This is a genomic window from Streptacidiphilus sp. MAP12-33 (genome assembly GCF_041261265.1).
Lineage (GTDB): Bacteria > Actinomycetota > Actinomycetes > Streptomycetales > Streptomycetaceae > Streptacidiphilus.
In genome coordinates this window covers 79,764-101,790 of record NZ_JBGCCA010000039.1, presented here as the reverse complement: position 1 = coordinate 101,790, position 22,027 = coordinate 79,764, and the positions used below count along the sequence as shown (strand labels likewise).

Annotated in this window: 15 protein-coding genes and 1 riboswitch; of the genes, 8 read left to right on the top strand and 7 right to left on the bottom strand. The window is 74.2% G+C overall.

Going from position 1 to position 22,027, the window contains the following annotated elements:
• Nucleotides 1–320: 320 nt before the first annotated feature.
• Together ABH931_RS32260 and ABH931_RS32255 are read right to left on the bottom strand one after the other, a co-directional pair.
• Nucleotides 321–2,264 carry a SpoIIE family protein phosphatase gene (locus tag ABH931_RS32260; RefSeq protein WP_370121267.1) on the bottom strand — a complete coding sequence of 648 codons (1,944 nt, stop codon included), beginning with the start codon at nt 2,262–2,264 and terminating at the stop codon, nt 321–323.
• A 276-nt stretch (nt 2,265–2,540) separates the two neighbouring features.
• The gene (locus ABH931_RS32255) at nt 2,541–3,869 is read right to left on the bottom strand and encodes an NAD(P)/FAD-dependent oxidoreductase (protein WP_370121264.1); all 1,329 of its coding nucleotides are present in this window, start codon (nt 3,867–3,869) and stop codon (nt 2,541–2,543) included.
• A 287-nt stretch (nt 3,870–4,156) separates the two neighbouring features.
• Here ABH931_RS32255 and ABH931_RS32250 point away from each other — a divergent pair, with 287 nt between their 5' ends.
• Nucleotides 4,157–4,906, top strand: a complete 750-nt coding sequence (locus tag ABH931_RS32250; RefSeq protein ID WP_370121262.1) for a TetR/AcrR family transcriptional regulator — start codon at nt 4,157–4,159, stop codon at nt 4,904–4,906.
• Nucleotides 4,907–5,210: 304 nt separating this feature from the next.
• Nucleotides 5,211–7,109, top strand: a complete 1,899-nt coding sequence (locus tag ABH931_RS32245; protein ID WP_370121259.1) for a sigma-70 family RNA polymerase sigma factor — start codon at nt 5,211–5,213, stop codon at nt 7,107–7,109.
• Between the two features lie 39 nt (nt 7,110–7,148).
• Here the strand turns inward: ABH931_RS32245 and ABH931_RS32240 are convergent, their stop codons facing one another.
• The 3 genes from ABH931_RS32240 to ABH931_RS32230 all read right to left on the bottom strand — a co-directional run bounded on the left by ABH931_RS32240 (nt 7,149) and on the right by ABH931_RS32230 (nt 11,327).
• Complete coding sequence (locus tag ABH931_RS32240; RefSeq protein WP_370121257.1) at nt 7,149–7,784, bottom strand: DsbA family oxidoreductase; 636 nt, start codon at nt 7,782–7,784, stop codon at nt 7,149–7,151.
• Nucleotides 7,785–7,857: 73 nt separating this feature from the next.
• Complete coding sequence (locus ABH931_RS32235; RefSeq protein WP_370121254.1) at nt 7,858–8,346, bottom strand: universal stress protein; 489 nt, start codon at nt 8,344–8,346, stop codon at nt 7,858–7,860.
• Nucleotides 8,347–8,594: 248 nt separating this feature from the next.
• Nucleotides 8,595–11,327: an asparagine synthase-related protein gene (locus tag ABH931_RS32230; RefSeq protein ID WP_370121252.1), complete on the bottom strand. Its 2,733-nt coding sequence runs from the start codon at nt 11,325–11,327 to the stop codon at nt 8,595–8,597.
• A 697-nt stretch (nt 11,328–12,024) separates the two neighbouring features.
• Between ABH931_RS32230 and ABH931_RS32225 the strand changes: the two genes are divergently transcribed.
• The 6 genes from ABH931_RS32225 to ABH931_RS32200 all read left to right on the top strand — a co-directional run bounded on the left by ABH931_RS32225 (nt 12,025) and on the right by ABH931_RS32200 (nt 19,628).
• Entirely contained in the window at nt 12,025–13,521 is a 1,497-nt protein-coding gene (locus ABH931_RS32225) for an MFS transporter (protein WP_370121249.1), read from the top strand.
• A gap of 214 nt (nt 13,522–13,735) precedes the next feature.
• On the top strand, nt 13,736–14,929 hold the full coding sequence (gene lhgO / locus ABH931_RS32220) for an L-2-hydroxyglutarate oxidase (RefSeq protein WP_370121246.1): 1,194 nt from the start codon (nt 13,736–13,738) through the stop codon (nt 14,927–14,929).
• A 29-nt stretch (nt 14,930–14,958) separates the two neighbouring features.
• Complete coding sequence (gene trmB, locus ABH931_RS32215) at nt 14,959–15,705, top strand: tRNA (guanosine(46)-N7)-methyltransferase TrmB (protein WP_370121243.1); 747 nt, start codon at nt 14,959–14,961, stop codon at nt 15,703–15,705.
• A 62-nt stretch (nt 15,706–15,767) separates the two neighbouring features.
• Nucleotides 15,768–17,603: a PrsW family glutamic-type intramembrane protease gene (locus ABH931_RS32210; protein WP_370121240.1), complete on the top strand. Its 1,836-nt coding sequence runs from the start codon at nt 15,768–15,770 to the stop codon at nt 17,601–17,603.
• A gap of 115 nt (nt 17,604–17,718) precedes the next feature.
• Nucleotides 17,719–19,308, top strand: coding sequence for a hypothetical protein (locus ABH931_RS32205; protein ID WP_370121237.1), 1,590 nt, complete (start codon nt 17,719–17,721; stop codon nt 19,306–19,308).
• Between the two features lie 20 nt (nt 19,309–19,328).
• Nucleotides 19,329–19,628, top strand: coding sequence for a hypothetical protein (locus tag ABH931_RS32200; RefSeq protein ID WP_370121235.1), 300 nt, complete (start codon nt 19,329–19,331; stop codon nt 19,626–19,628).
• 230 nt (nt 19,629–19,858) lie between these two features.
• Here ABH931_RS32200 and ABH931_RS32195 read toward each other — a convergent pair whose 3' ends face one another.
• Together ABH931_RS32195 and ABH931_RS32190 are read right to left on the bottom strand one after the other, a co-directional pair.
• Complete coding sequence (locus tag ABH931_RS32195; RefSeq protein WP_370121232.1) at nt 19,859–20,638, bottom strand: M23 family metallopeptidase; 780 nt, start codon at nt 20,636–20,638, stop codon at nt 19,859–19,861.
• 12 nt (nt 20,639–20,650) lie between these two features.
• Nucleotides 20,651–20,778: riboswitch (cyclic di-AMP (ydaO/yuaA leader) on the bottom strand.
• Nucleotides 20,779–20,879: 101 nt separating this feature from the next.
• Nucleotides 20,880–21,944, bottom strand: a complete 1,065-nt coding sequence (locus ABH931_RS32190; protein WP_370121229.1) for a bile acid:sodium symporter family protein — start codon at nt 21,942–21,944, stop codon at nt 20,880–20,882.
• Between the last annotated feature and the right edge of the window lie 83 nt (nt 21,945–22,027).

Below are 22,027 nucleotides of genomic sequence, written 5' to 3'. Positions count from 1 at the left end.
AGTAACTGGCGTTGACTTTTGGCACGCTGTTGAGTTCTCAAGGAACGGTCGCTTCCTTTGCTTCCCTTTCGGGCCGCTCCGGGCGCTTCCTTCGTTTTCTACTCTATCAGAACTTCCGGCCTTCGCTTTTCGCTCCGGCCCGTTCCGACGAGTGAAACTCTAGCTGATTTCTTCGGTCGGAACCAAATCCACCAGCCATTCTCGAAAATGGCAGCACGAATGAACCATTCGTACGATCAGATTCGAGGGGGTTGGCTGCCCGGACACCCGCATCGCGGGCGGGGCAACTCGGAGAACATTACGCACGCCCGCAGGCCGTGTCAACCCTCCCGGAGCGGGAACTCGCACCAGACCGCCTTGCCCCCGTCAGGGGTGCGGCGGGTGCCCCAGGTGGAGGCGATGGTGGCGACGATGGCCAGCCCGCGGCCGGACTCGTCGGCCGGCAAGGCCTGGCGGCGGCGCGGGAGGTGATCGTCGGCGTCCGTCACTTCCACCGTGAGGCGGCGGTCGGTGCGGCGCAGGCGCAGGCGCATCGGGGGGTGGCCGTGGGTGAGGGAATTGGAGACCAGTTCGCTCACGGCCAGGACACCCATGTCGCGGATGTCGTCACCGACGCGCCAGCTGCTGAGAACCCCGCCGGTGAAGGCGCGCGCGCTCGACGCGGATTCCGTGCCGCCGAGGAGATCCAGTGACGCGCTGCGGAAGAGCTCCGCGGAGTCCTGCTCACGCTGGGGCAGCTGGAAGACGAGGGCGGCGACGTCGTCGTCGTGCTCGGGGGTGACCCCCATGGCGCGCAGGAGGCGGGAGCAGATGACGTCCGGGGTGCCGGTGGCGCCGCCGAGGGTCTTGGCGAGGGCGTCGAGGCCGCGGTCGATGTCGCGGTCGCGGCGTTCGACCAGGCCGTCGGTGTAGAGGACGCCGGTGGCGCCGGGTGGAAAGGGCAAGGTGCCGGAGGTGTGCATCCAGCCGCCGGTGCCGAGGGGAGGGCCGCCGGGTTCCTCCGGACGGGTGACCGTGCCGTCGGCGGAGCGGACCATCAGCGGGAGGTGGCCGGCCGAGGCGTAGGTGACCGACTGCTCGCTCGGGTCGAAGACCGCGTAGAGGCAGGTGGCGATCTGCATGGCGTCGATCTCGGCCGCGATGCCGTCCAGGAGCTGGAGGACCTCGTGCGGGGGCAGGTCGAGACGGGCGTAGGCACGGACAGCGGTGCGCAGCTGGCCCATGACGGCGGCGGCGCGCATGCCTCGGCCCATGACGTCGCCGATGACGAGTGCGGTTCGGCCGCCGCCGAGGGTGATCACGTCGTACCAGTCGCCGCCGACCGCGGTGTCGGCGCCGCCGGGCTGGTAGGTGGCGGCCACGCGGAGGTCGTCGGGTTGTTCGAGCTTCTGCGGGAGCAGGCTGCGCTGGAGGGTTACGGCGGCCTCGCGCTGTCGGCGTTCGCTCTCGCGCAGGCGCTCGGTGACACGGACCTGGTCCGTCACCTCCGCTCCGAAGACGAGGACGCCGCAGACGTCGGAGGCGCCGGTGCTGCGGCGCAGTGAGGCGAAGGTGCCGATGCCGAGGGAGGGGAGGCCGAGCGACGGGCGTGCCCCACCACCGGCACCACCCGAACCGGCCGAACCGGCCGAACCGGCGGACCCTGCTGACCCGGCCAAGGTGGCCGAACCGGCCGAGGCGGCGTTCACAGCGGCGGCGGCAGTGGCCGTCGGCGCGGACACGACGGCTCCCGGTGCCAGGACGCTCTCGCCGAGGCTGAGCTGCGCGAGCTGGCGGCCAAGGTCCTCGGACTCACGGATGGGGGCGCAGACGAAGGTGTAGTAGCGCGGTTCTCCGCCGCCGACCCCGCCGGCGCCCACGGCCGAGCCGGGGTGGTTGAGGATCTTGCGGGCCTTGACCGTGCGCGGGCGGCCGGTCCGGTAGACCTGGTCCATCAGCGGCAGCAGGCCGAGCTCCTCCAGCTCGGGCATGACCTGGTGGGCGGGGACGCCTGTCGGCCGGGGGCCGAAGACCTCGGTGTACGCGCGGCTGAGGTAGCCGAGGCGGTGGCCGGGGCCGTAGCCGATGGCGACGAGCGCCGGTAGGTGGCCGAGGACGTCGTGGACGGCGAGGTGCTCGTGGCCGGCGTGCTCGTGGGCGATCCGCTCCTCGGGGAAGTCGCGGCTGGCCGGGACGCTGGGGGTGGCACCGGGGTCGCGGTCCGTCGACGCGGAGGCGCGCCGCTGTCCACCGGGGAGCCGGACGCTCCAGCGTGTGAGATTCAACGGAGTCCTTCGGGCTGTGGCTGCGGGCACGCTGTGGGAGCGGGCGTCGTCGAACGGGCGTCGGTCGAGCGGGCTCGATCGAGGCGGGCTTCGGTCGAGGCAGGCTTGGCAGGCTTCAGGGTCGCGCGGAGTCGGGGTCCAGTGTGGCCGAAAGGGGCGTCACGGGGAATCAGCTGACCTGGGGTGTCTCGAAGATCGGCAAATCCGGCCGGATCGGACACCGCTTCTTCACACAGCTGTCCGACGGGTGTCCGATACGGCCGATATGCGATCGCGCTACCGCTCGTCCATCAGCTGTTCGAAGCCGGCGCGTGGTTCCTCCAGCTCGCCGAGGGAGACCATCTCCCGTCCCGTCAGCCCTGCCAGCAGCCAGTCCGACAGGACGCGCGCCTTGCGCTCCCAGGTGGGGATGCGGCGCAGGTGCACGGCGCGGTGCAGCAGCCAGGCGGGTCGCCCGTGCAGGGAGCGGCCGCGCAGCTGGGCGACGCCCTTGTGAAGTCCCAGGGAGGTGATCGAGCCCTTGAGTTCGTACCGGTATTCGACGGTGGGCTCGCCGCGCAGTCCGGCGACGAGGTTGTCGGCGAGCACCACGGCCTGGCGCACGGCGTGCTGGGCGTTGGCGCGGCAGGTCTCGCCGGGGCGGGCGAGGTCGGGGACGGCGGCGCAGTCGCCTCCGGCGTAGACGTCCTCGGCGCCGAGGACGCGCAGGTGGGTGTCGCAGCGCAGGCGGCCTTGGGCGTCCACGGCCAGGCCGGTCTGTTTGAGCACGGGGTTGGCTCGGACGCCCGCCGTCCACACCAGGGTCCGGGCGGCGAGTCGGCTGCCGTCGGTGAGCTGCACGATCCCGTCCGGGCCGACGGCGGCGAGGCGGGTGCCGAGCCGCACGTCGACGGCGCGTTCGCGCAGTTCGGCGGTGGTGCGGGCAGCGGCCTGGGGTTCGGTCTCGGGCAGGATGCGCTTGCCTGCCTCGACGAGGATCCAGCGCAGGTCCTCGGGTTGCAGGGTCGGGTAGTGGCTGACGGCGTGCCGCGCCATGTCCTCCAGCTCGGCGAGCGCGCCGGTTCCGGCGTAGCCGCCACCGACGAAGACGAAGGTGAGCGCCGCCTGCCGGAGCTCGGGGTCGCGGGTGGAGGCGGCGGCGTCGAGCTGGCCGAGTACGTGGTTGCGCAGTTTCACCGCCTCCTCGACGCTGCGGAAGCCGATCCCGCTGCGGGCCAGCCCGGGGACGGGCAGGATGCGCGAGACCGAGCCGGGCGCGAGGACGAGCCGGTCGTAAGGGAGCGTCAGCTCGACCGGCGGCCCTTCGCGGTGCAGCGGCGAGGGGAGCGTGAGATGCGCGAGCCGGCCGGCGGTGTCGAGGGAGGTGAGCCGTCCTTGCACGATCCGGACGCCGGGCAGGGCGCGGCGCAGGGGCACGACGACGTGGCGCGGGTCGATCGCGCCGGCCGCGGCCTCGGCCAGGAACGGCTGGTACGTCATATAGGAGGTCGGGTCGACGAGCGTGACCTCGGCCTCCCCCGGCCGCAGCCGGGAACGCAGCCGAAGGGCGGCGTTGACGCCGACCTGGCCGCCGCCGATGAGCAGAATGCGCGCGGGTGGGAGCACGCAACCTATTCCGCACCCGCGTACGCCCGCGCGTCCATACTCCGTACCTGAATGAGTGGACCCCGAGCGTCCACGGGTTTGCGCGCCCCGAGGGCGTGGGACGAGGCCGAGAGCACCCCGGCGGGACCCTTGACTCCACTGATCTGCGCAGATGTCCTACGCTGCGCTGCGAGGGTGGTGTGGGCACGTCCGATGCGGACGGGGCGAATCCTTTCGGGTTCCCCTGTTCCCGTCGATGCGCTGTCAACTATCGTCGTTGGATCTGTCTACGGGGGAGGACGAACCTCATGGTTCAGCAGGAGCAGGTACTGCCGCGAGCAGTGGACGGGACGATTCCGGTCCAGCGCGTCGCGGCCAACGGTGTCAGCCGGGGGGCGGGCACCGGCGCGGGCGCGAACGGCGGCCCGGGCAATCGGCTGCGTGTGGACGCGCGGCGCAACCTCGAGGCGGTGCTGCGTGCGGCGCGCGAGGTCTTCGGCGAACTCGGCTACGGCGCGCCGATGGAGGAGGTCGCCCGCCGTGCGGGCGTCGGCGTCGGCACGGTCTACCGGCGCTTTCCCAGCAAGGAGGTGCTGGTGCGGCGGATCGCCTCGGAGGAGGTGGTCTGGCTGACCCAGCAGGCGCGCGAGGCGATCTCCGTCCAGGCGGGCGGCGCGGGTGCGTGGGAGGCTCTCGCCTCCTTCCTGGCCCGTGCGGCGTCCTCCGGCGCGGGGCGCCTGCTGCCACCGGAGACGTTCCGTCAGGCGGAGGCGCTGGTCCGGGTGCCCGTGCAGCGGACGCCTGAGACGCCGGACGCGGCGGTCGCACCCGCGGGTGCGACGGACGACGAATTCGGCGCGGACGCGGATCCGGCGCGGCTGCTGGAGCTGCTGGCTGAGCTGGTCGACGGCGCGAGGAGCTCCGGCGAGCTGCGGCCCGGGGTGACGGTGGCCGACGTGGTGCTGGTCCTGACCGCGGCGGTGCCGCAGCACACGTCTCCCGACGGGAGCGCGTCCGGCCGCCTGCTCCAGCTCCTGCTGGACGGCCTGCGGAGCTGACGCTCCGCTCCCGGCGGTAGTTGCACTCCGCCGAGGGGCGTGGGGCCCTGCTCGATCAACTGCGTGCACGACAAGCCACCCTGTGTGGTGAGTCGCGCAACGAGCAGGGCCATCCGCACGCCGGTGGTTGCTCGCGCACGCAGGTCATCGGGCAGGGCCTCGCACTCCTTGGTGTTGCCACTACCTGCGGGAGCATCACAGAGCTATTCCCCGAAGGAGTGGCCCCGCAGGCATCGCCTCCCGTTGGCTCACCGGCGTGTGGGATGGTTTCCCGGTCGAGAGAGTGCGAGCGGGGGTCCGTGTCATGGCCGCAGAGGAGCCGGAGGCGACCGCCGCCGCTGCCAAGGTTCCGCCGCAGGGCGACGGCAGTGGGCGGCACCGTGGCGATGGCGCGCCCGAGCACGACCTTCCGGAGGCGACGGTACCGGCGCCCGGTGGGCCGGTCGACGAGGACGCGCTCGGGCCGTCCGACGCGGAGTTGACCGCCGCCGTGCGCGGGGGCGACGACGACGCGTACGAGGAGTTGTACCGCCGGCACGCGGCCGCCGTGCGGCGCTATGCGAAGACCTGCTGCCGGGATTCCTTCACGGCGGAGGATCTCGCCGGCGAGGTCTTCGCCCGCACCCTCCAGGCGCTCCGCGCCGGCAAGGGGCCGGACGTCGCGGTGCGCGCGTACCTGCTGACGGCGGTACGCAACATCGCCGCGTCCTGGAGCCGCAGCGACCGGCGCGAGCAACTGATCGACGACTTCCAGGTGTTCGCCTCGTCCCACGCCGTCGTCGCGACGGTCGACGTGACCGACCCGGGCGCGGACGCGCAGGCCATGTCGGGGGTGGACCAGTCGCTGATCGTCCGGGCGTTCCGGAACCTCGACGCGGACGACCGGCTGCTGCTGTGGCACACCGAGGTGGAGCAGGAGCCGCCGCGCGAGGTCGCGCTGCTCCTGGGCAAGACAGCCAACGCCACGGCGGTTCAGGCGCACCGCGCCCGCGAGCGGTTGGCGACGGCGTTCCTCCAGGCGCACGTCTCGGACAGTCAGGCGTCGGACTGCGAGCGGCACGCGAGCAAGCTGGGCGGGTTCGCGCGCGGGCAGTTGGGCAAGCGGGCGTCGACGGAGGTGCGTGCGCACCTGCAGGAGTGCGACCGGTGTTCGGCCGCCTACCTGGAGCTGGTGGATCTCAACCACAGCCTGCGCGAGCTGCTGCCCGGCGGACTGCTGGTCTGGCTCGGCACCGGCTACGGCACGGCCGTGGCCGCGGGACTGGTCGGCGGCGTGGCCGTCGCGGGCGCGGCGGCGGGTGCGGCCGGGGGCACCACCGCGGGTGCGACCGCGGGCGGCGCGGCCGGTGCGGCCGGTGCGGCCGGTGGAGGTGCCGGTGGCGGGAGCGCGGCCGGCGGTGCGGCCGCGTCGGAGGGGGTCGGGCTGCCCGCCAAGATCGGTATCGCGACGGCGGTGGCCGTGGCGGCCGGAGTGGCCCTGGCCTACGCGCTGTCCGGCAGCACGCCGCCGCCGCACAAGCCGGTGGCGGCCAGGCCCACGCCGCACCCGGTGGCGAGCGTGCCCGCGCCCAAGCCGAGCCCGCGTCCCACGCCGTCCACTCCGACACCGACCCCGGCGCCGGTTCCGGTGGCCGTGGTCAAGCCCTCTCCCAGGCCGACGCCTCCCCCGAGCCCGGCTCCCACCCCGACACCCACACCGACGCCGACCCCGACGCCCACCCCCACACCGACGCCGACTCCCACCCCGACCCCGACGCCGACGCCGCAGAGCTACTTCGTCGACTCCCTGCCGTTCCAGGGCGTCTCGAACCCCGACGGCCCCGCGATCGAACCGGACGCCTTCGACTGGGTCTGGCAGCGTCCGGACGGCGTCAGCATCGGCGGCACGCAGTACCGGCGCGGCATCACCGTCACCGCGCCGTCGAGAACGGTGATCGACCTGAACCGCAGTTGCTCGCTCTTCTCGGGGTCGGTCGGCGTCGACGACCTGACCATGGGCTGGGGCGCGGCTCGGTTCGCCGTCGAGGACGGCGACTCGGGTGCGGTGCTGTGGAGCTCCGACGTGATCCACGGTGGTGATCCCGCCGTGGCGTTCAACGTCCCGCTCGACGGGCTGACCTCGATCCGGCTGGTCGTCCATGGCTCGCACGGCCACTTCGGCGGGCAGATCGCCGACTGGGCGGACGCCGGCTTCACCTGCTGACGCCCGCCGTCCCGCCCTCCCGCTCGCCTGTCCGGGGGCTCAGCCCTTGAGCTGGGCCACCTGGCGAAGGGCGGAGAGGAAGGTCTCCGTCTCCTCGGCGCCCTGAACGGCGTACTGGCCGTCGAAGACGAAGGTCGGCACGGCGCTGACGCCGATCCGGCGGGCCTGGTCGAGCTCCTGCTCGGTCTCGGCGCGGCCCTCGTCGGACGGCAGGAACGCCTCGACCCGGGCCCGGTCCAGTCCTGCGGCGACGGCGACCTCGGTCAGCGCGGCGAAGTCGGCGACGTCGACGCCGTCGGAGAAGTGCGCGGCCAGCAGCCGCTCCTTGAGCTCCCCCTGGACCGCCGGGCCGTACTCGTGCTCGGCCAGCCAGAGCAGCCGGTGGCCGTGGATGGTGTTGACGTGCAGGGCGGCGTCGAAGTCGTAGTCGATGCCCTCCTGCTTGCCGATCGCGGCGACGCGGTCGTCCATGGCGCGCGACTGCGGCCCGTAGCGCTCCTCCAGCCAGGCACGGTGCGGGCTCGGCTCGGCGGGGGCGTCCGGGACGAGCTGGTAGGGGCGGTAGACGACCTCGACGTCCCCGGCGCCCTCGAAGGCGGCGAGGGCACGGTCGAACCGGCGCTTGCCGATGTAGCACCAGGGGCAGGCGATGTCCGAGTAGATCTCGACCTTCATGCGGGCGCACTCCTCACAGCTCACGTTTCTCTGCGCACTCAGAGAACGCGGCCGCGGTCCCCCGCATTCCCGCTCAGCGTTTGGGCCCCGGGACGAGCAGCACCGGGCACAGGGCGTGGAAGAGCAGCGCGGACGCCACCGAGCCCAGGAGCAGGCGGGAGAACCCGCCGTTGCCGCGGGCGCCCAGCACGAGGGTGTGCTGCCGGGCCGACGCACCCAGCAGCAGGGTGACCGGGTCGCCGGCGAGCACGTGCAGGTCGGGCACGACGGTCGTGCCCGGGACCCGGGCGGACGCGGCGGCGACCCCCCGCTGGACGACGTCCGCCATCCCTGCGAGCAGACGGTCGGCACTGTCCTGCACGACGTCCTCCAGCCCTGCGGTCACCACGGCGGACGCGGGATTGACCGCGGCGAGGACGCGGAGGGGCAGCGCGTGCGCCTGCGCCTCGTGGAACGCCCGCTCCAGCGCCCACAGCGAACCGTCCGAGCCGTCGACCCCGACGACGACGCCGGGGGCGGCGTCGGGAGGCGGCGGCTGGTGGGAGACGGGGAGGGGACGCATGAGGCCATGATGCGGGGCGGCGGTGAGGGAACGTCAGGCAACACGCTCAGTGGCACGACAGGGGCGCGGGCCTCTGCCCGGCAACCACCCGGTGCGGATGCCCGGCGCGCACGGGGCTCAACATGGGTGGGTGGCTTGTCATGCAGTCCCCGCGCCCCTCGGTGGTGCGACCACAGGCAAGATCGTCACTGACCCACTCGCGCCCGCGCGGCGGAGCCGCAGATCGGCAGAGCCTCGCGCCCCCGGGGTCAGTGCAACTGGGCCGCCGTGCTCGCCGGAGCGATCCAGCAGCTGCCGCGACGGCTGTGGAGGCGGCGGAGCCACAGCTCAGTGGCGATGAGCTCCGGGAGGCCGTCGACCGGCCCCGGGGCGTCCGTCGCCGTCGCCGCGGCCAGGCTGGCGCGGGTGAGGGGGACGTCGATGACGCCCCAGCGGCCGAGCAGGGACGTGGCAAGGAGGCGGTCCAGCGAGGTTGCCGACCGACGCAGGCCGGCCCGCATCGTCTCGGTGGAGGGGTAGGCGTCGTGGGGGGCGGGGCCGGAGGCCGGCAGACCGTCGGGGACGGAGTCGACGCCCGCGCCCGCGAGCACGGCGCGCAGGATCAGCTGGCGGGCACCGGGCTGGATCCGGGCGCGGTCCGGGACGAGACGGCAGGCGCGGACGACCTGGTTGTCGAGGAACGGCGCGTGCAGTCGGCGGCCGCGCGCCTCCGGGGCGGACTCCACGACCTGGGCCAGCACCCGGAAGTCCGCCGCGCGACGCTGGAGCGCGAGGCGGGCGCGGCGGGCGCCGGGCCGCTCGTCGGGGGCACCGGCCTGCGCCGCGAGGCGCAGCCGTTGGGCGACCGCGCCGCGCGCGCCCTCGGTGAGCCAGGCCGCCACCGGTCCGGGTGTGCACCAGGCGAGCGCGCGGGTCGAGGCCTCGCCCGCGCTGCCGGGGCGCGCGGGTTCCGCGGCTCCGTCGCTGAGCAGCGCGTCCGCCGCGGCCGCCAGGCCCTCGACGTAGCCGGTCCGGGCGAGACGCCGCGCGGCGCGGACGACGGAGACGGGGGTGCCGAGCCCGGCCGCGCCGAGCGCCACGCTGTCGGCGCGGGTCAGCGCGGCCACGGGCCGCAGCAGCGGGCTGCGGCGACGTTCGTGGAGCAGGTCGGCGAGGCGGGCGGGGTGACCGTCGAGGACCTGGCGGGCGCCGTGCCCGCTGATGTGCTCGACGCCGGCGGCGGCGAGGCGGGCGCGCTGGCGGACGGCGGTGACCAGGGCCGGGCCCGGCTCGTCGGTGAGCGGCCCGGCCAGGGGGTCGTCGGCGAGGTCGGAGAAGGGCAGCGCCTCCTGCCCACCCGGGACGACGACGTGGTCGATCCGGTCGGCGGCGGCCTCCGCAACGGCGCGGGCCCGCAGCAGCTCGGCCTCGCGTGCGGGGTTGGGCGGGGCGCCCGTGACGCCTTCGGCGTCGGTGTAGGTGATGGCCAGCAGCGCGTCGCTGCCGGGCGCGTCGGGACTTCCGGTCCGCGCCCAGGAGCCGCGGACCGCGCCGGTGCGGCGCGGGTGCCCGTTCGCCCCGGCGGGCTCCGGCCTCGGCGGGCCGTGGCGCAGGGTGCGCCAGCTGCGCGGATCGCCCCAGCGCTCCTCGCTGAAGGTGCCGAGGGCCGGGTGCCGCGCGGACGCGCCGTCAGGCGCGGCCTGCGCTTCGGGTTCCGATTCCGGCTCCGGGTCCGGGTCCGGGCCGGTGCCTTCGGCTTCGCTCCGGAGGCCGAACAGCGAGGTACCGCCCGGGCGTTCGGCCCGGACCGCGCCGGGCGCGGCGGCGCGCGGGATGCCGGCCGCGAGCAGGGTGAGCACGGTGGAGGCGCTGCCGCCGGACAGGTCCACGCTGACGGCCGGTCGCGGCGTGAGCACCGCGCCGCCGAGCTCACCCCCGTGCTCACCGCCGTGCTCGCCCCCGGCCTCGCCGCCCCGCCGCCGGAACGCCCGCCCGACGAAGGGCCCGTCCGGGCCCGCGGCGGAGCCGTCGGCGCCCGGGGCGCGGAAGCCGCGCGCGGCCCGCGGCGGATCGGGGTCGGCCTTGCGGGCGGCGGCGCCGGGGTGGGCCGCTCCGGCGCCAGTGCCCTGGCGGGCCCTGCCCGGCTGGGCCGCTCCGGCTTCGGGGGCGGGTTCCGCCCGCAGGGCGCCGAGGCCGAAGGTGGTGTGTGGGGCGGGTGTGCGCACCCGGAGCCGGACGGACTCCAGGAGGGAGCGGGTGACCTCGGCCGTCGCCGAGGCCTCGCTCATCTCGTAGGTGCCGACACTGCCCGGCAGGGCCTCGTAGACGGCGATGTCGGGGACGCCCGCGCGGACGCTGAGGGCCTGCCCAGGGGGGACCCGGCGCACGCCGATGAAGGGGCTGGTGTCGCCGACGCCCTCCGGGGAGTCCGGCAGGGCGAGGCGCGCCGCGAGGTGGACGTGGTCGACCGGGGCGTCGACGAGGTCGGCGAGCGGGAGCGCGGCCGTGGCCCAGGCGGTGCCGCCGCACCAGCCGGTGTAGTAGACGGGCTGGACGCCCGCCAGGTCGCCGAGAACGGCGACGCGTGCGCCCTGTTGCAGGACGACGACGTAGCTGCCGGGCCAGGTGGTCAGGTGACGCAGGGCTCCACCGGTGGTGGCCAGGAGAGCGGTCCGTAGCGCGGAGTCGGCCGCACCGCAGCGACCCAGGACGAAGAGGCGGGCCAGCGCACCGTCCTCGGGCGGCAGCGCGGTGGCTCCCGCCGCCTGCGCGGACTCGGGCCGTTCGTCGAGCTCGGGGAAGCCGACCTGCACGGTGTGCCGGTAGTGGCGGCGGTAGCGGTAGACGGCGACGCCGCGGATCTCGTCGGGGCGCCAGTCGCCGACGACCCAGAGCGGGTCGGCCCCGGGCCAGAGCAGACGTCCGCCGACCGGCCGCAGCGCGGCCGCCCCGGCCCCCGACATGCCGCCGCGCACCCCGTTCCAGCCCACCACCCACCGCATGCTCGCCTCCCCGCAGGGCAGCACGGTGCCGCACCGTCAGCTCACATGGTGCCAGCTCACGGTGCGGATGGCGGTGGCCTCGCGGAGATCAACTTTCGTTCGTGGCCGAGTTGTTGATCATTCGTCAGCGCCTTGCTCCCGGCAAAGCGGACAGAGCGGCGGAAATCTCCTGCGCTCCTGCGACTCTCGGCCGCCACCCCCCAGGTCCGGGCCCCGACCCCAGGGGCCGCGGACCGGGAAGGCCCGGGCGGGCGTGCCCCCACACCCGCTCCGGAACTGCGTGACACCTCACGGCCCGGGGAGTGTCCGCACACCCCCCGGGCCGGTCCGCCGCCGCGCGGGGATGTACGGCGGCGGCGTCCCCCGACCCGCCGGGTCCTCGACGGCAGGCCGACCCACGCCACCATGCAACTGCCGGGACCACGGGCCAGGGAGGGGGCACAGTGGGGCGCATCGCCGCACGCGCCAGGGGCATAGGCCAACCACCCTCCGTACGGATGTGCGAGCTTTCCTGCGGGAAACCACGCCCAGCAGGTCGGTCGTCTCGGCCTCCGCCGCTACCGGTTCGGGCCAACCGGAACAAGACCCCTTAACCCTGGGAACGCGGGGAACTACTCTGGGTGTTGTCAGGGCAGCATGGGGCGCGGACCGACAGGGGCCGGGCGAGGGCCGACCGGGCGAGGGGGTGCAGCCGGGCATGGTGACCAGCGGGCGAGGACCGAACGAGAAGCTGGGCTCGCTGCTCGCGCTCGCCGGCATCAGCAACGCGGGCCTGGCGCGGCGCGTCAACGACCTCGGCGCCCAACGGGGGCTGACGTTCCGTTATGACAAGACCTCGGTGGCCCGCTGGGTCACCAAGGGCATGGTGCCGCAGGGGCCCGTGCCGCACCTGATCGCGACAGCCATCGGCGGCAAGCTCGGGCGCGGCGTCCCGCTGGAGGAGATCGGCCTGGGCAGCGCCGATCCCACCCCCGAGGTCGGCCTCTCCTTCCCACGCGACGTCCCGGCCGCGGTCCGCTCCGCGACGGAGCTGTGGCGGCTCGACCCGGGGCGCGCGCGCAAGCCCGGCCTGGCCGGCCCCGGTTGGTGGGACAGCCTGGCTGGAACCTTCTCCGTCGCCGCGTACGCGACGCCCGTCTCCCGCTGGCTGATCACGCCCGTCGACGGCTCCGTCGCCCGCGACGCGGCCGCCGCCACGTCGGTGGGCGGGGCCTCCTTCACCGACGTGCACGAGCCCGCCGAGCAGGCCCGCCTCGCGGACGCCAACGGCCGCCCGTACCGGGTCGGCCACGCCGACGCGGCCAAGCTCCGCCAGGCCGCGGAGGAGGCCCGCCGCTGGGACTCCCGCTACGGCGGCGGCGACTGGCGCTCCTCCATGGTCCCCGAGTGCCTGCGCCGCGACGCGGCACCGCTGCTGCTCGCCTCCTACAGCGACGAGGTCGGCCGCGCGCTGTTCGGCGCGACGGCCGAGCTGAGCCGTCTGGCCGGCTGGATGGCCTTCGACACCGGCCAGCACGAGGCCGCGCAGCGCTACTACATCCAGGCCCTGCGCCTGGCCCGCGCGGCGGCCGACGTCCCGCTCGGCGGCTACGTCCTGGCCTCGATGAGCCTGCAGGCCACCTATCGCGGCGCGGCGGAGGAGGGCGTCGACCTCGCCCAGGCCGCCGTGGAACGCAACCGCGGTCTGGCGACCGCGCGCACCATGAGCTTCTTCCGCCTCGTCGAGTCCCGGGCGCACGCCCGCGCGGGCGACGCGGCCGCGTGCGCGGCGGCGCTGGCGGCCGCGGAGAGCTGGCTCGAACGGGCGCGCACAGGCGACGCCGATCCGGCGTGGATCGACTTCCACACCTGGGACCGCCTGGCCGCGGACGCGGCGGAGGCCTTCCGCGACCTCGGCATGCCCGGCAAGGTCCGCGAGTTCACCGAGCGCGCGCTGGCCCGCCCGACGGAGGAGTACGTGCGCTCGCACGGGCTGCGGCTCATCGTCTCCGCGATGGCGGAGCTGGACCAGGGCGAGCTGGAACGCGCGGTGGCGGCCGGCAACCGCGCCCTGGACGTGGCCGGCCGGATCTCGTCGCAGCGGACCCGGGAGTACCTGGGCGAGATGCTCAAGCGGTTGGACCGCTACCGGGGCGAACGCATCGCGGAGGAACTCGTCGAACGCGCCCGCCTCACCCTCGCCGCCCCGGCGTAGCCGGGTAGGGGCGCGGGGAACCGCTCGATCACCTGCGTGCGCGACAATCCCCCGGCCTTCGGTCGGGAGGTGCCCCCGAGGTGCCCCGAGGTGCCGCCTCCCACTCAGGTAGAGCCCCGAGCGCCCAGGGTCATCCGCGCGCGGTGGATTCTCGCGCACGCAGTTGATCGAGCGGAGCCCCGCGCCCCTGGATAGTGCAACTAGAGTCATCCGCATGGGCTTCGACTGTGACGTCGTGATCATCGGTGGTGGGATCGTCGGCCTCAGCGCCGCGTACGCGCTCGGGCTCGCACGGCCCGGGATCGACGTGGTCGTGCTGGAGAAGGAGCCGCAGCTCGGTCTCCACCAGACCGGGCACAACAGCGGCGTGATCCACAGCGGGCTCTACTACAAGCCCGGCTCCCTCAAGGCCCGCTTCGCCCGCGAGGGCGCGGCCGAGATGGTGGAGTTCTGCAAGACGCAGGAGCTGCCGTACGAGGTGACCGGCAAGCTCGTGGTCGCCGTCGACGAGACGGAGCTGCCGCGTCTCGCCGCGCTCGCCGAGCGCGGGCGGGAGCACGGGCTGCCGGTCCGCGAGCTCGCCGCAGGCGAGATCGCCGGCTTCGAGCCGCACGTGCGCGGCGTCGCCGCGCTGCACGTGGGGACGACCGGGCTGGCCGACTTCCCCGCCGTCGCCCGGCGCTACGCGGAGCTGTCCGGCGCGCGGATCCGCACCGGCAACGCGGTCACCGCGATCGACCGCCGCGCGGACGGGGTGACCGTCACCACGACGCTCGGCGAGGTCCGCGCCCGGGTCATGGTCAACTGCGCGGGCCTGTACAGCGACCGGATCGCGCGGCTGGCCGGTGACGAGCCGGGGCTGCGGATCGTGCCGTTCCGCGGCGAGTACTACGAGCTCTCGCCCGCGGCGGCCGCGCTGGTGCGCGGGCTGGTCTACCCGGTGCCGGACCCGGCGTTCCCGTTCCTCGGTGTGCACCTGACGCGCGACCTCACCGGTGGTGTCCACGTCGGCCCGAACGCCGTCCCCGCGCTCGCCCGCGAGGGGTACGGCTGGGGGCGGATCAGCCTGCGGGACCTGGTCGAGACCGCCTCGTGGCCGGGCACCTGGTCCCTGGCGTCGCGGCACTGGCGCGCAGAGACGGTGGAGCTGCGGCGCTCCGTCAGCCGCCGGGCCTTCACCCGGGCGCTGCGCAGGCTGCTGCCGGACATCACCGAGCACGACCTGCACCCCGCTCCGGCGGGCGTCCGCGCGCAGGCGGTCGACCGCGACGGCGCTCTCGTCGACGACTTCGCCTTCACGACGGGCGACCGCACCGTCCACGTCCTGAACGCCCCCTCCCCCGCGGCGACGGCCAGCCTCCCGATCGGGCGCGAGATCGCCGCCCGGGCGCTGGGGGCCATGCGTTAGTTGCGCCGGCTCGTAGACTGGACGGCATTGTGAGCGCCCAGACCACCGCCCCCGCCCTGACCGCCGAGGACCGCCCGGGCAGTCCTTTCTCCCCCGAGCTGCACCGGGAGCAGCGGATCCGGAGCTTCCACCCCCGCAAGGGGCGCATGAGCGCCGCCCAGCACGACGCGCTGGCGCGCTCGTGGGACGGGTACGGCATCCGTGTCGACGGCAAGCGGGCGATCGACCTCGACGCCTGGTTCGGACGCGAGGGCGCCCGCGTCGTGCTGGAGATCGGCTTCGGCATGGGCGACGCCACCGCGACCATGGCCGGGGCGGAGCCCGACCGGTGCGTGCTGGCGGTGGACGTGCACACCCCCGGGCACGGGAACCTGCTGCGCCGGATCGAGTCCGACCGGCTGGACAACCTGCGGCTCGCGGAGGGCGACGCCGTGGTCCTGCTGCGGGACCAGCTGCCCGAGCGGAGCCTGGACGGTCTGCGCATCTTCTTCCCCGACCCCTGGCCCAAGGCGCGGCACCACAAGCGCCGGCTGATCCAGCCGGAGTTCGTCGCGCTCGCCACCTCCCGGCTGCGTTCCGGGGCGACCGTCCACTGCGCGACCGACTGGGAGCCCTACGCCGAGCAGATGCTCGACGTGCTGAGCTCGACCCCGGAGCTGACGAACCTGCACGCGGACTGGGCGCCGCGGCCGGACTGGCGGCCGGTGACCAAGTTCGAGCGGCAGGGGCTCGCCAAGGGGCACGTCGTCCGGGATCTGCTGTTCCGGCGCGTTTGACCGGCGACAACTCCTACTGGAACTCCATATCCGCCGCTCCGCGCCCCCGCTAAGGTCGTGGGGTGAGCAGCGCGTACGAGGGGCCCGCCGCCGACCCGGCGGCGGGGGCAGCAACAGCAGCGGTTCAGCCAACAGGTCAGCCGACAGCCGAGCCGACAGGCCAACCGACAGCCCAACCGCGACCCGCCGGCCTCGGGGCCGGGGCCGGGGCCGATGTCGCGCTGCCCGAGGGGCTGCCCGCGGCTCCTCAGGCCGGGGGCGCCGACGCACTGCCGTTCAGCCCGCCCACCAGCTTCCGCTACAAGGTGCGGCGCAACCTGCTGGAGAACCGGTGGCTGCGCCTGCTCGCGGTCGTGCTGGTGCTGGCCCTGTGCGGGGTGGTCATCCTCGCCAAGGTGCAGCACCTGACCGGCACCTCCGGGTTCCTGGTCGGCATATCCCTGGCCGTGCTGCCGGTGCCGCTGATCCTCGGCGCGTTCTACTGGCTCGACCGGGTCGAGCCCAAGCCGTGGAAGCTGCTGCTCTCCTGCTTCGGCTGGGGCGCCTGCGCGGCGGCGCTGGTGGCCTACCTGGCCAACAACTACTTCACCTCGCTGCTGGTCAGCCACCAGATCGGCGGGAGCGAGACGCTGGGCGCGAGCCTGGTCGCGCCGCTGGTCGAGGAGACCTGCAAGGGCTCGGCGCTGCTGCTGATCTTCCTGTTCCGCCGCCGGGACTTCACCGGCATCGTCGACGGGGCGGTCTACGCGGGCTTCACCGCGACCGGCTTCGCCTTCACCGAGAACATCCTCTACATCGGCCGCTCGGTGTCCGAGGGCAGCCCGGACGGCGGGAGTGCCGTCGTCGTCACGGTCTTCACCTTCCTGATGCGCGAGGTGATGTCCCCGTTCGCGCATCCGCTGTTCACCTCGATGACGGCGGTGGGCTTCGGCGTCGCGGCGATCAGCCGCAAGCGCTGGCAGCGGATCTGCGCGCCGATCGCGGGCTGGATCTTCGCGATGCTGATGCACGGCACCTGGAACAGCTCCCCCTCGCTCGGCACGTCGGGCTTCTTCGCCGTCTACTTCCTCTTCATGGTCCCGGTCTTCGCCCTGATGGTGTGGCTGCTGGTCTGGGCCCGGGGCAACGAGCTGCGGACGGTCGGGCGCCAGCTGGCCGTCTACGTGACCGCGGGCTGGATGAGCGCGCCGGTGCCGGTCGTGCTGTCGTCGATGCGGACCCGCAAGCAGGCTCGGGCGCTGGCCAAGTTCCAGCAGGGTCCACCCGGGGACCGGGCGATGCGGGAGTACCTGTCCTTTGCGACCTCGCTGGCGCTGCTGCGCGAACGGGTCGCGCGCGGGCTCGCGGTGGCGCACTTCACCGAGCGCGAGCAGGAGCTGCTGCACCACCTGTGGGAGCGCAAGGACGCGGTGGGGTCGGTATTCGCCCGCGTCGGCGAGCAGGAGTGGTTCCGCAAGCACCCGCCGCTGGTTCCGGCCTTCGGTCGGCCGGTCGCGATGGGCGTGCCGATGGGCGTGCCGATGCAGCGTCCTGCTCCGGGGTATCCGGTGCAGGGCGCGTACGGGCCGAGTCCGTACGGGCCGTACTCGCCGTACGGCCGGCCGGGAGTCCAGCCGCAGCAGCCCCACGCCTACGGGCAGCCCGGGCCGCGCCCGTATCCGCAGGCCGGCCCCTACCCGCAGCAGCCGCAGCCCCAGTACCCGCCGTACGCGCACCAGCCGTACCCGCAGGCCGGCCCCTACCCGCAGACCCAGCCGTATCCGCAGGCCCAGCCTCCCGCGCAGCCGCAGTACCAGCAGCAGCCCGAGGTGCCGCGGACCTACGACTACCCCGCGACCCGGCCCGCCACCGCCGAGCCCCAGGCCGGGCAACCCCAAGACCCGCCCGCCGGGCCGTGATTCCCGCACGCTGACTTGGGCCGTACCGGAACCATCAGCACCCCCCGACGCGTTGTTCTTGATATCCGCACACTGACGTGCGGCGACGCCGACACAGCGTCAGGAGGCAGCGCCGGTGACCGATGGCATCTACCGGATGGCCGTGACCAGTGGGCACGGGCATCAGGAGACTGTTGCCCTGGCCGAACAGCAGTTGCGCCAATGGCTCAAGGCGCTGCACTACGACGAGCCGGGCACCGGAAACGGGCGGCGCCGGGTCGGGCCGCAGGCCGTGCTCGACCAGGTGGCGCGTGGCAAGGCCGTGCAGGGGCGGCTGGCCCGCTGGCGGCTGCGCGAGTTCACCGTGCAGGGGATCTGGCAGACCTCGCTGACCGTGGCCACGGCCAAGGACGGCCGCACCTGGGTCCAGCTGGACGCGGAGCAACTGCCGGTGCGCGGCGAGGAGCCCGCCAAGGCGCCGGTCCCGGCGCTGGCCCGGGGCCTGCTGGACGTGCTGGACGCGACGGAGGGCGAGCAGCCCGGCTCGGCGCGGGTGCACGCGTTGCCCGGCGTGATCGAGCGCGCCGACGTCGACACCATCCTCGACGAGCTGTGCGACCCGGACCGGCGGCTGCCGATCGTCGTGGCCAGCACGCCGCTGCACACCGACTTCGAGGACTGGCTCGACGACACCGTCGATCCGCTGCTGCGCAGCTGCAGCGGCATCGCCGTCCTCTACGCCCTCGCGCCCGGCGCGGAGCGGACGTTCAACGCCGCGCTGGAGCACCACCGGGTCTACGGCGGGGCGGTCCGCACGTACCTGCCGGGCCTGGACCCGGCCTGGGCGCCGGAAGCGTCGCGGCACCGGGTGATGTCCCGTTCGACGATCGAGGAGAACCTGCGCCGGGCGTCCGGGCTGCTGGCCTGGCTGCCTCGGCGGCTGGCGGTGCAGGCTCCCCTGCCGGACCAGCTGGTCGGCCTGCCGCCGCTGCGGCCCGAGGGCCTGCCCGAGGCGGACGCGATCCAGCCCGGTGGCCTGCTCGTGGACCACGAGGAGGAGGAGGCCCACGAGCAGCGGGCCCGCGCGGAGGAGCTCCAGGAGGTCCGGCGCTGGTTGCGGGCCGCGGAGGAGCGCGAGTCGCTGCTGGCGGCGGAGTACGACGAGCAGTACAGCGAGCTGCGCGCGGTCCGCACGAAGCTGCGCACGCTCTCCGGCCGCCCGGTGCGTCCGCAGGACGCGGAGCCCGCGACCTTCGCGGAGCTGCTGGACCGCCTGGACGAGTTCCCGCTGCTCGACTTCACCGGCGACGCGCGGCTGACGAAGGAGCTGGACGAGCAGACCGACCACCCGACCTGGGTCCGGATGACCTGGGACGCGCTGCTGGCCCTCCAGGACTACGCGGAGTCCGCGAAGGCGGGCTCGGCCGGCGGCGACTTCCGCAGCTGGTGTGAGAACACCCCGCCCGACTGCCACCCCTTCCCGCCGCGCAAGGTGATCCGCGGCGAGTCCCGCACGGTGAGCACGAACGCCAAGTGGAAGCGGGAGCGGCTGCTGCCCGTCCCGGTGGAGGTCGACTCCTCAGGCCGGGTCTTCATGGGCGCCCACCTGCGAATAGGCGGGGGCGGTACGGCACCGCGACTGCATTACCACGACGACTGCTCGGGAACGGGCCGGATTTACATCGGCTATGTCGGACTCCATCTTCACAACACGCGCACAAACTGATTGACGGAGGTTCACTTTCCATGGCTCAGGTCCCCTCTTCGCTGATAGCCGCCACCGGCCTCGTGGGCGGCTTCGCCGTCGCCCGCGCGACGAAGCGCCGTGAGCTCGGCGGCGTCGCCCTCGCCGCGGCGGGCGGCTTGGCCGCGCGGCAGTGGCAGAAGGCCGCCGGGCCGAAGGCGGCGGCGGGCCTGGGCGGCCTCTACCTGGCCGCGTTCGCGGGCTCCCACCCGCTGGCGAAGAAGCTGGGCGCCTGGCCGTCGGTCCTCACGGTGGCGGGCACGGTGGCGCTGGCCAGCTGGGCTGTGGCCGACCGCAAGTAAGGGTTCCCGTCAGCTCCCGCAGGTAGCTCAGCAACCTGCGGGGCGCGAGGAACTGCGCGGGGCTCTGCTCATGTACGGCGTGCGCGAGAAACCACCGGCGTGCGGACGGCCCTGCTCAGTGAGGACCATCCGCACGCCGGAGGGGGCACCTCAGGGGCACCTCCCGGCCGAAGGCTGGGTGATTGTCGCGCACGCGGTACGTCGAGCAGGGCCCCGTGCCCCTGTTGCCCCTACAGGCTGAGCCCGTGGGCGGCGAACCAGGCCGTGGGGTTGACGGGCTCCGCGCCGTCGGGGCGGACCTCGAGGTAGACGTGGGGGGACGTGAAGCCGCGGGAGGATCCCACGCGGCCCAGGGGCTGGCCGGGAGTGACAGCCCCGTGGCCGACGGCGATCGCGGAGAGGTGGCAGTACCAGATCTCCGTACCGTCCGGCAGGGTCTCCACGACGCGGTACCCGTAGGAGCCGGCCCAGCCGGCCGAGGTGACGGTGCCGGCGCCGACCGCGCGGACAGGGGTGCCCGCGGGGGCCGGGAAGTCCTGGCCCGGGTGGAGGTGGGACCAGTAGGAGGCATCGCGGCCGAGGCCCGTCGCGGCGAAGGCGATCGGCGGGACCAGGGTGCCGACGGCGCGGACGCGCTCCGCCGCGGCGGCCTTGGCGGAGGCCGCGGCCGCGGCCTCGATGCGGGCCGATGCCGCCGCAGGCGCGGCGGCGGTGTGCTGCTCCGGGGTGCCCTGGGTGCGGATGCGGTCCAGCAGTGCGGAACCGGCGTCCGAGCCGTGCGCCGCCGACGCGTGTGCGTGCTCGTCGACGAAGAGCGAACCCGCGGCGCCGCCGTGCTCGACGCGCTCGCCGTGGTCCGCGGCCAGCGCGGGACCCGCGAGGCCGATCACGCTGCTGGCGCCGACGGCCATCGCTGCCAGGCCCAACGCGGCGCCGCGCTGGCGCGGCAGGGCGAGGGAGGGCTGCTCGGTCGGCGCCGGGGTCTCGACCTCGGCCGGGTATGCCGCCATGACTGGCGTGCTCCTTTCCGTCCCTTCGCCGACCGGGTTAGCTGACGGGTTCGGAGAGGGAGGTCTCCTACGGCCGTAAGGCCGATACACCCCAGGTGCGTTGGGTCCCCGGTTCCATGAGGATTAGGCGATACACACGACGTCCGTGCGTACTGTTATGGAAAGTTAATACTAAAGCGGCCTGAATCCAAGTGGTTCCCGGGGTGCAGTTGGGACCACAGCGGCCACTGCTCCCGCCGGCTCACCGTCCGACTGAAGTTTCGTCATCGAACCGGGCATGCCGGACAAACGCTCCCAATGCCGAGGCCAGCAGCTTCTGGAGCAGGCTGTACGCGAGGATCGGGACCAGCACCGCCGGGTTCCCCGGCAGGCGGGTGACCGCGACGACCGCGCCCGCGCTGCTGTTGTTCATGCCGGACGCGTAGGCCAGCGCGATCGCGTCCGCGCGCGGCAGGCCGAGGCGCCCGGCCAGGATCCAGCCCGTCAGGAACGAGCCCCCGCACATGGCCGCGGTGGCGACGGCCACCAGCAACAGGAAGTCCGGGTCGGGGCGGGCGACCACCTGGCCCAGCCCGCCGCAGGCGTTGGTGTAGCTGAGCAGGACCACCACCGCCAGGTTCGCCGCCCGGACCGAGGGCAGCGCGGCGGTGAGCGCGCCGGGGTGCCGGGCCCGCGACCACCGGCCGAGCGCCAGACCGGCCGCGCACGGCAGGACCACCGTCACGACGGCGAAGACGCTGCACGCGTGGGCGGCCGCCGCGTGCAGATCGGCCGCGTACGGGCCCGAGGCGAGGAAGCCGCCGAGGTGCAGGCCGAGCGGGATGGTGAGCGGGCTGAGCAGGGTGCTGCCGATGACCAGGCCCAGCGTCAGCGTCGCGTTGCCCTCGCTGCCCTGGGCGAAGACCGTGGCCCCGGCCGCGACCGGCATCGCGCCGACCAGGGCGAGCCCGACCAGCAGGCTCTGGGCCTCGTGCGGGCTGTGCCAGCCGTCCGCCGCGAGGGCGCCGACGGCGAGCAGGGCGGTGGGCACCAGCGCGTTGGCGGCGATCCCGACGAGCAGGGCCCGGGGGTGGCGGAGCAGGCCGGGCAGCGCCTCGGCGCGGGCGGTGAGCCCGGCGTTGAAGACCACGGCGGCCAGCAGGCCGGCCTGCAGCGGGACAGCGGCCCCGCCGAGGTGGAGCGGCGTCACCGCACGCAGCGTGAGGCCCGGTTCGGGCCAGCCCGCCGCGAGGGCGTAGGCCAGCAACATGATCCAGAGCAGCCGTCGCTGGGCCGACGCGACCAGAACGGAGAGGGTGGAGTTCATCGTGGACCGCCTTCCGGCACACGTGCGCAACTGATCGTGCGCCTGTGGCGGCATCAGATCAGGTGCGTACCCGCACCATCCAG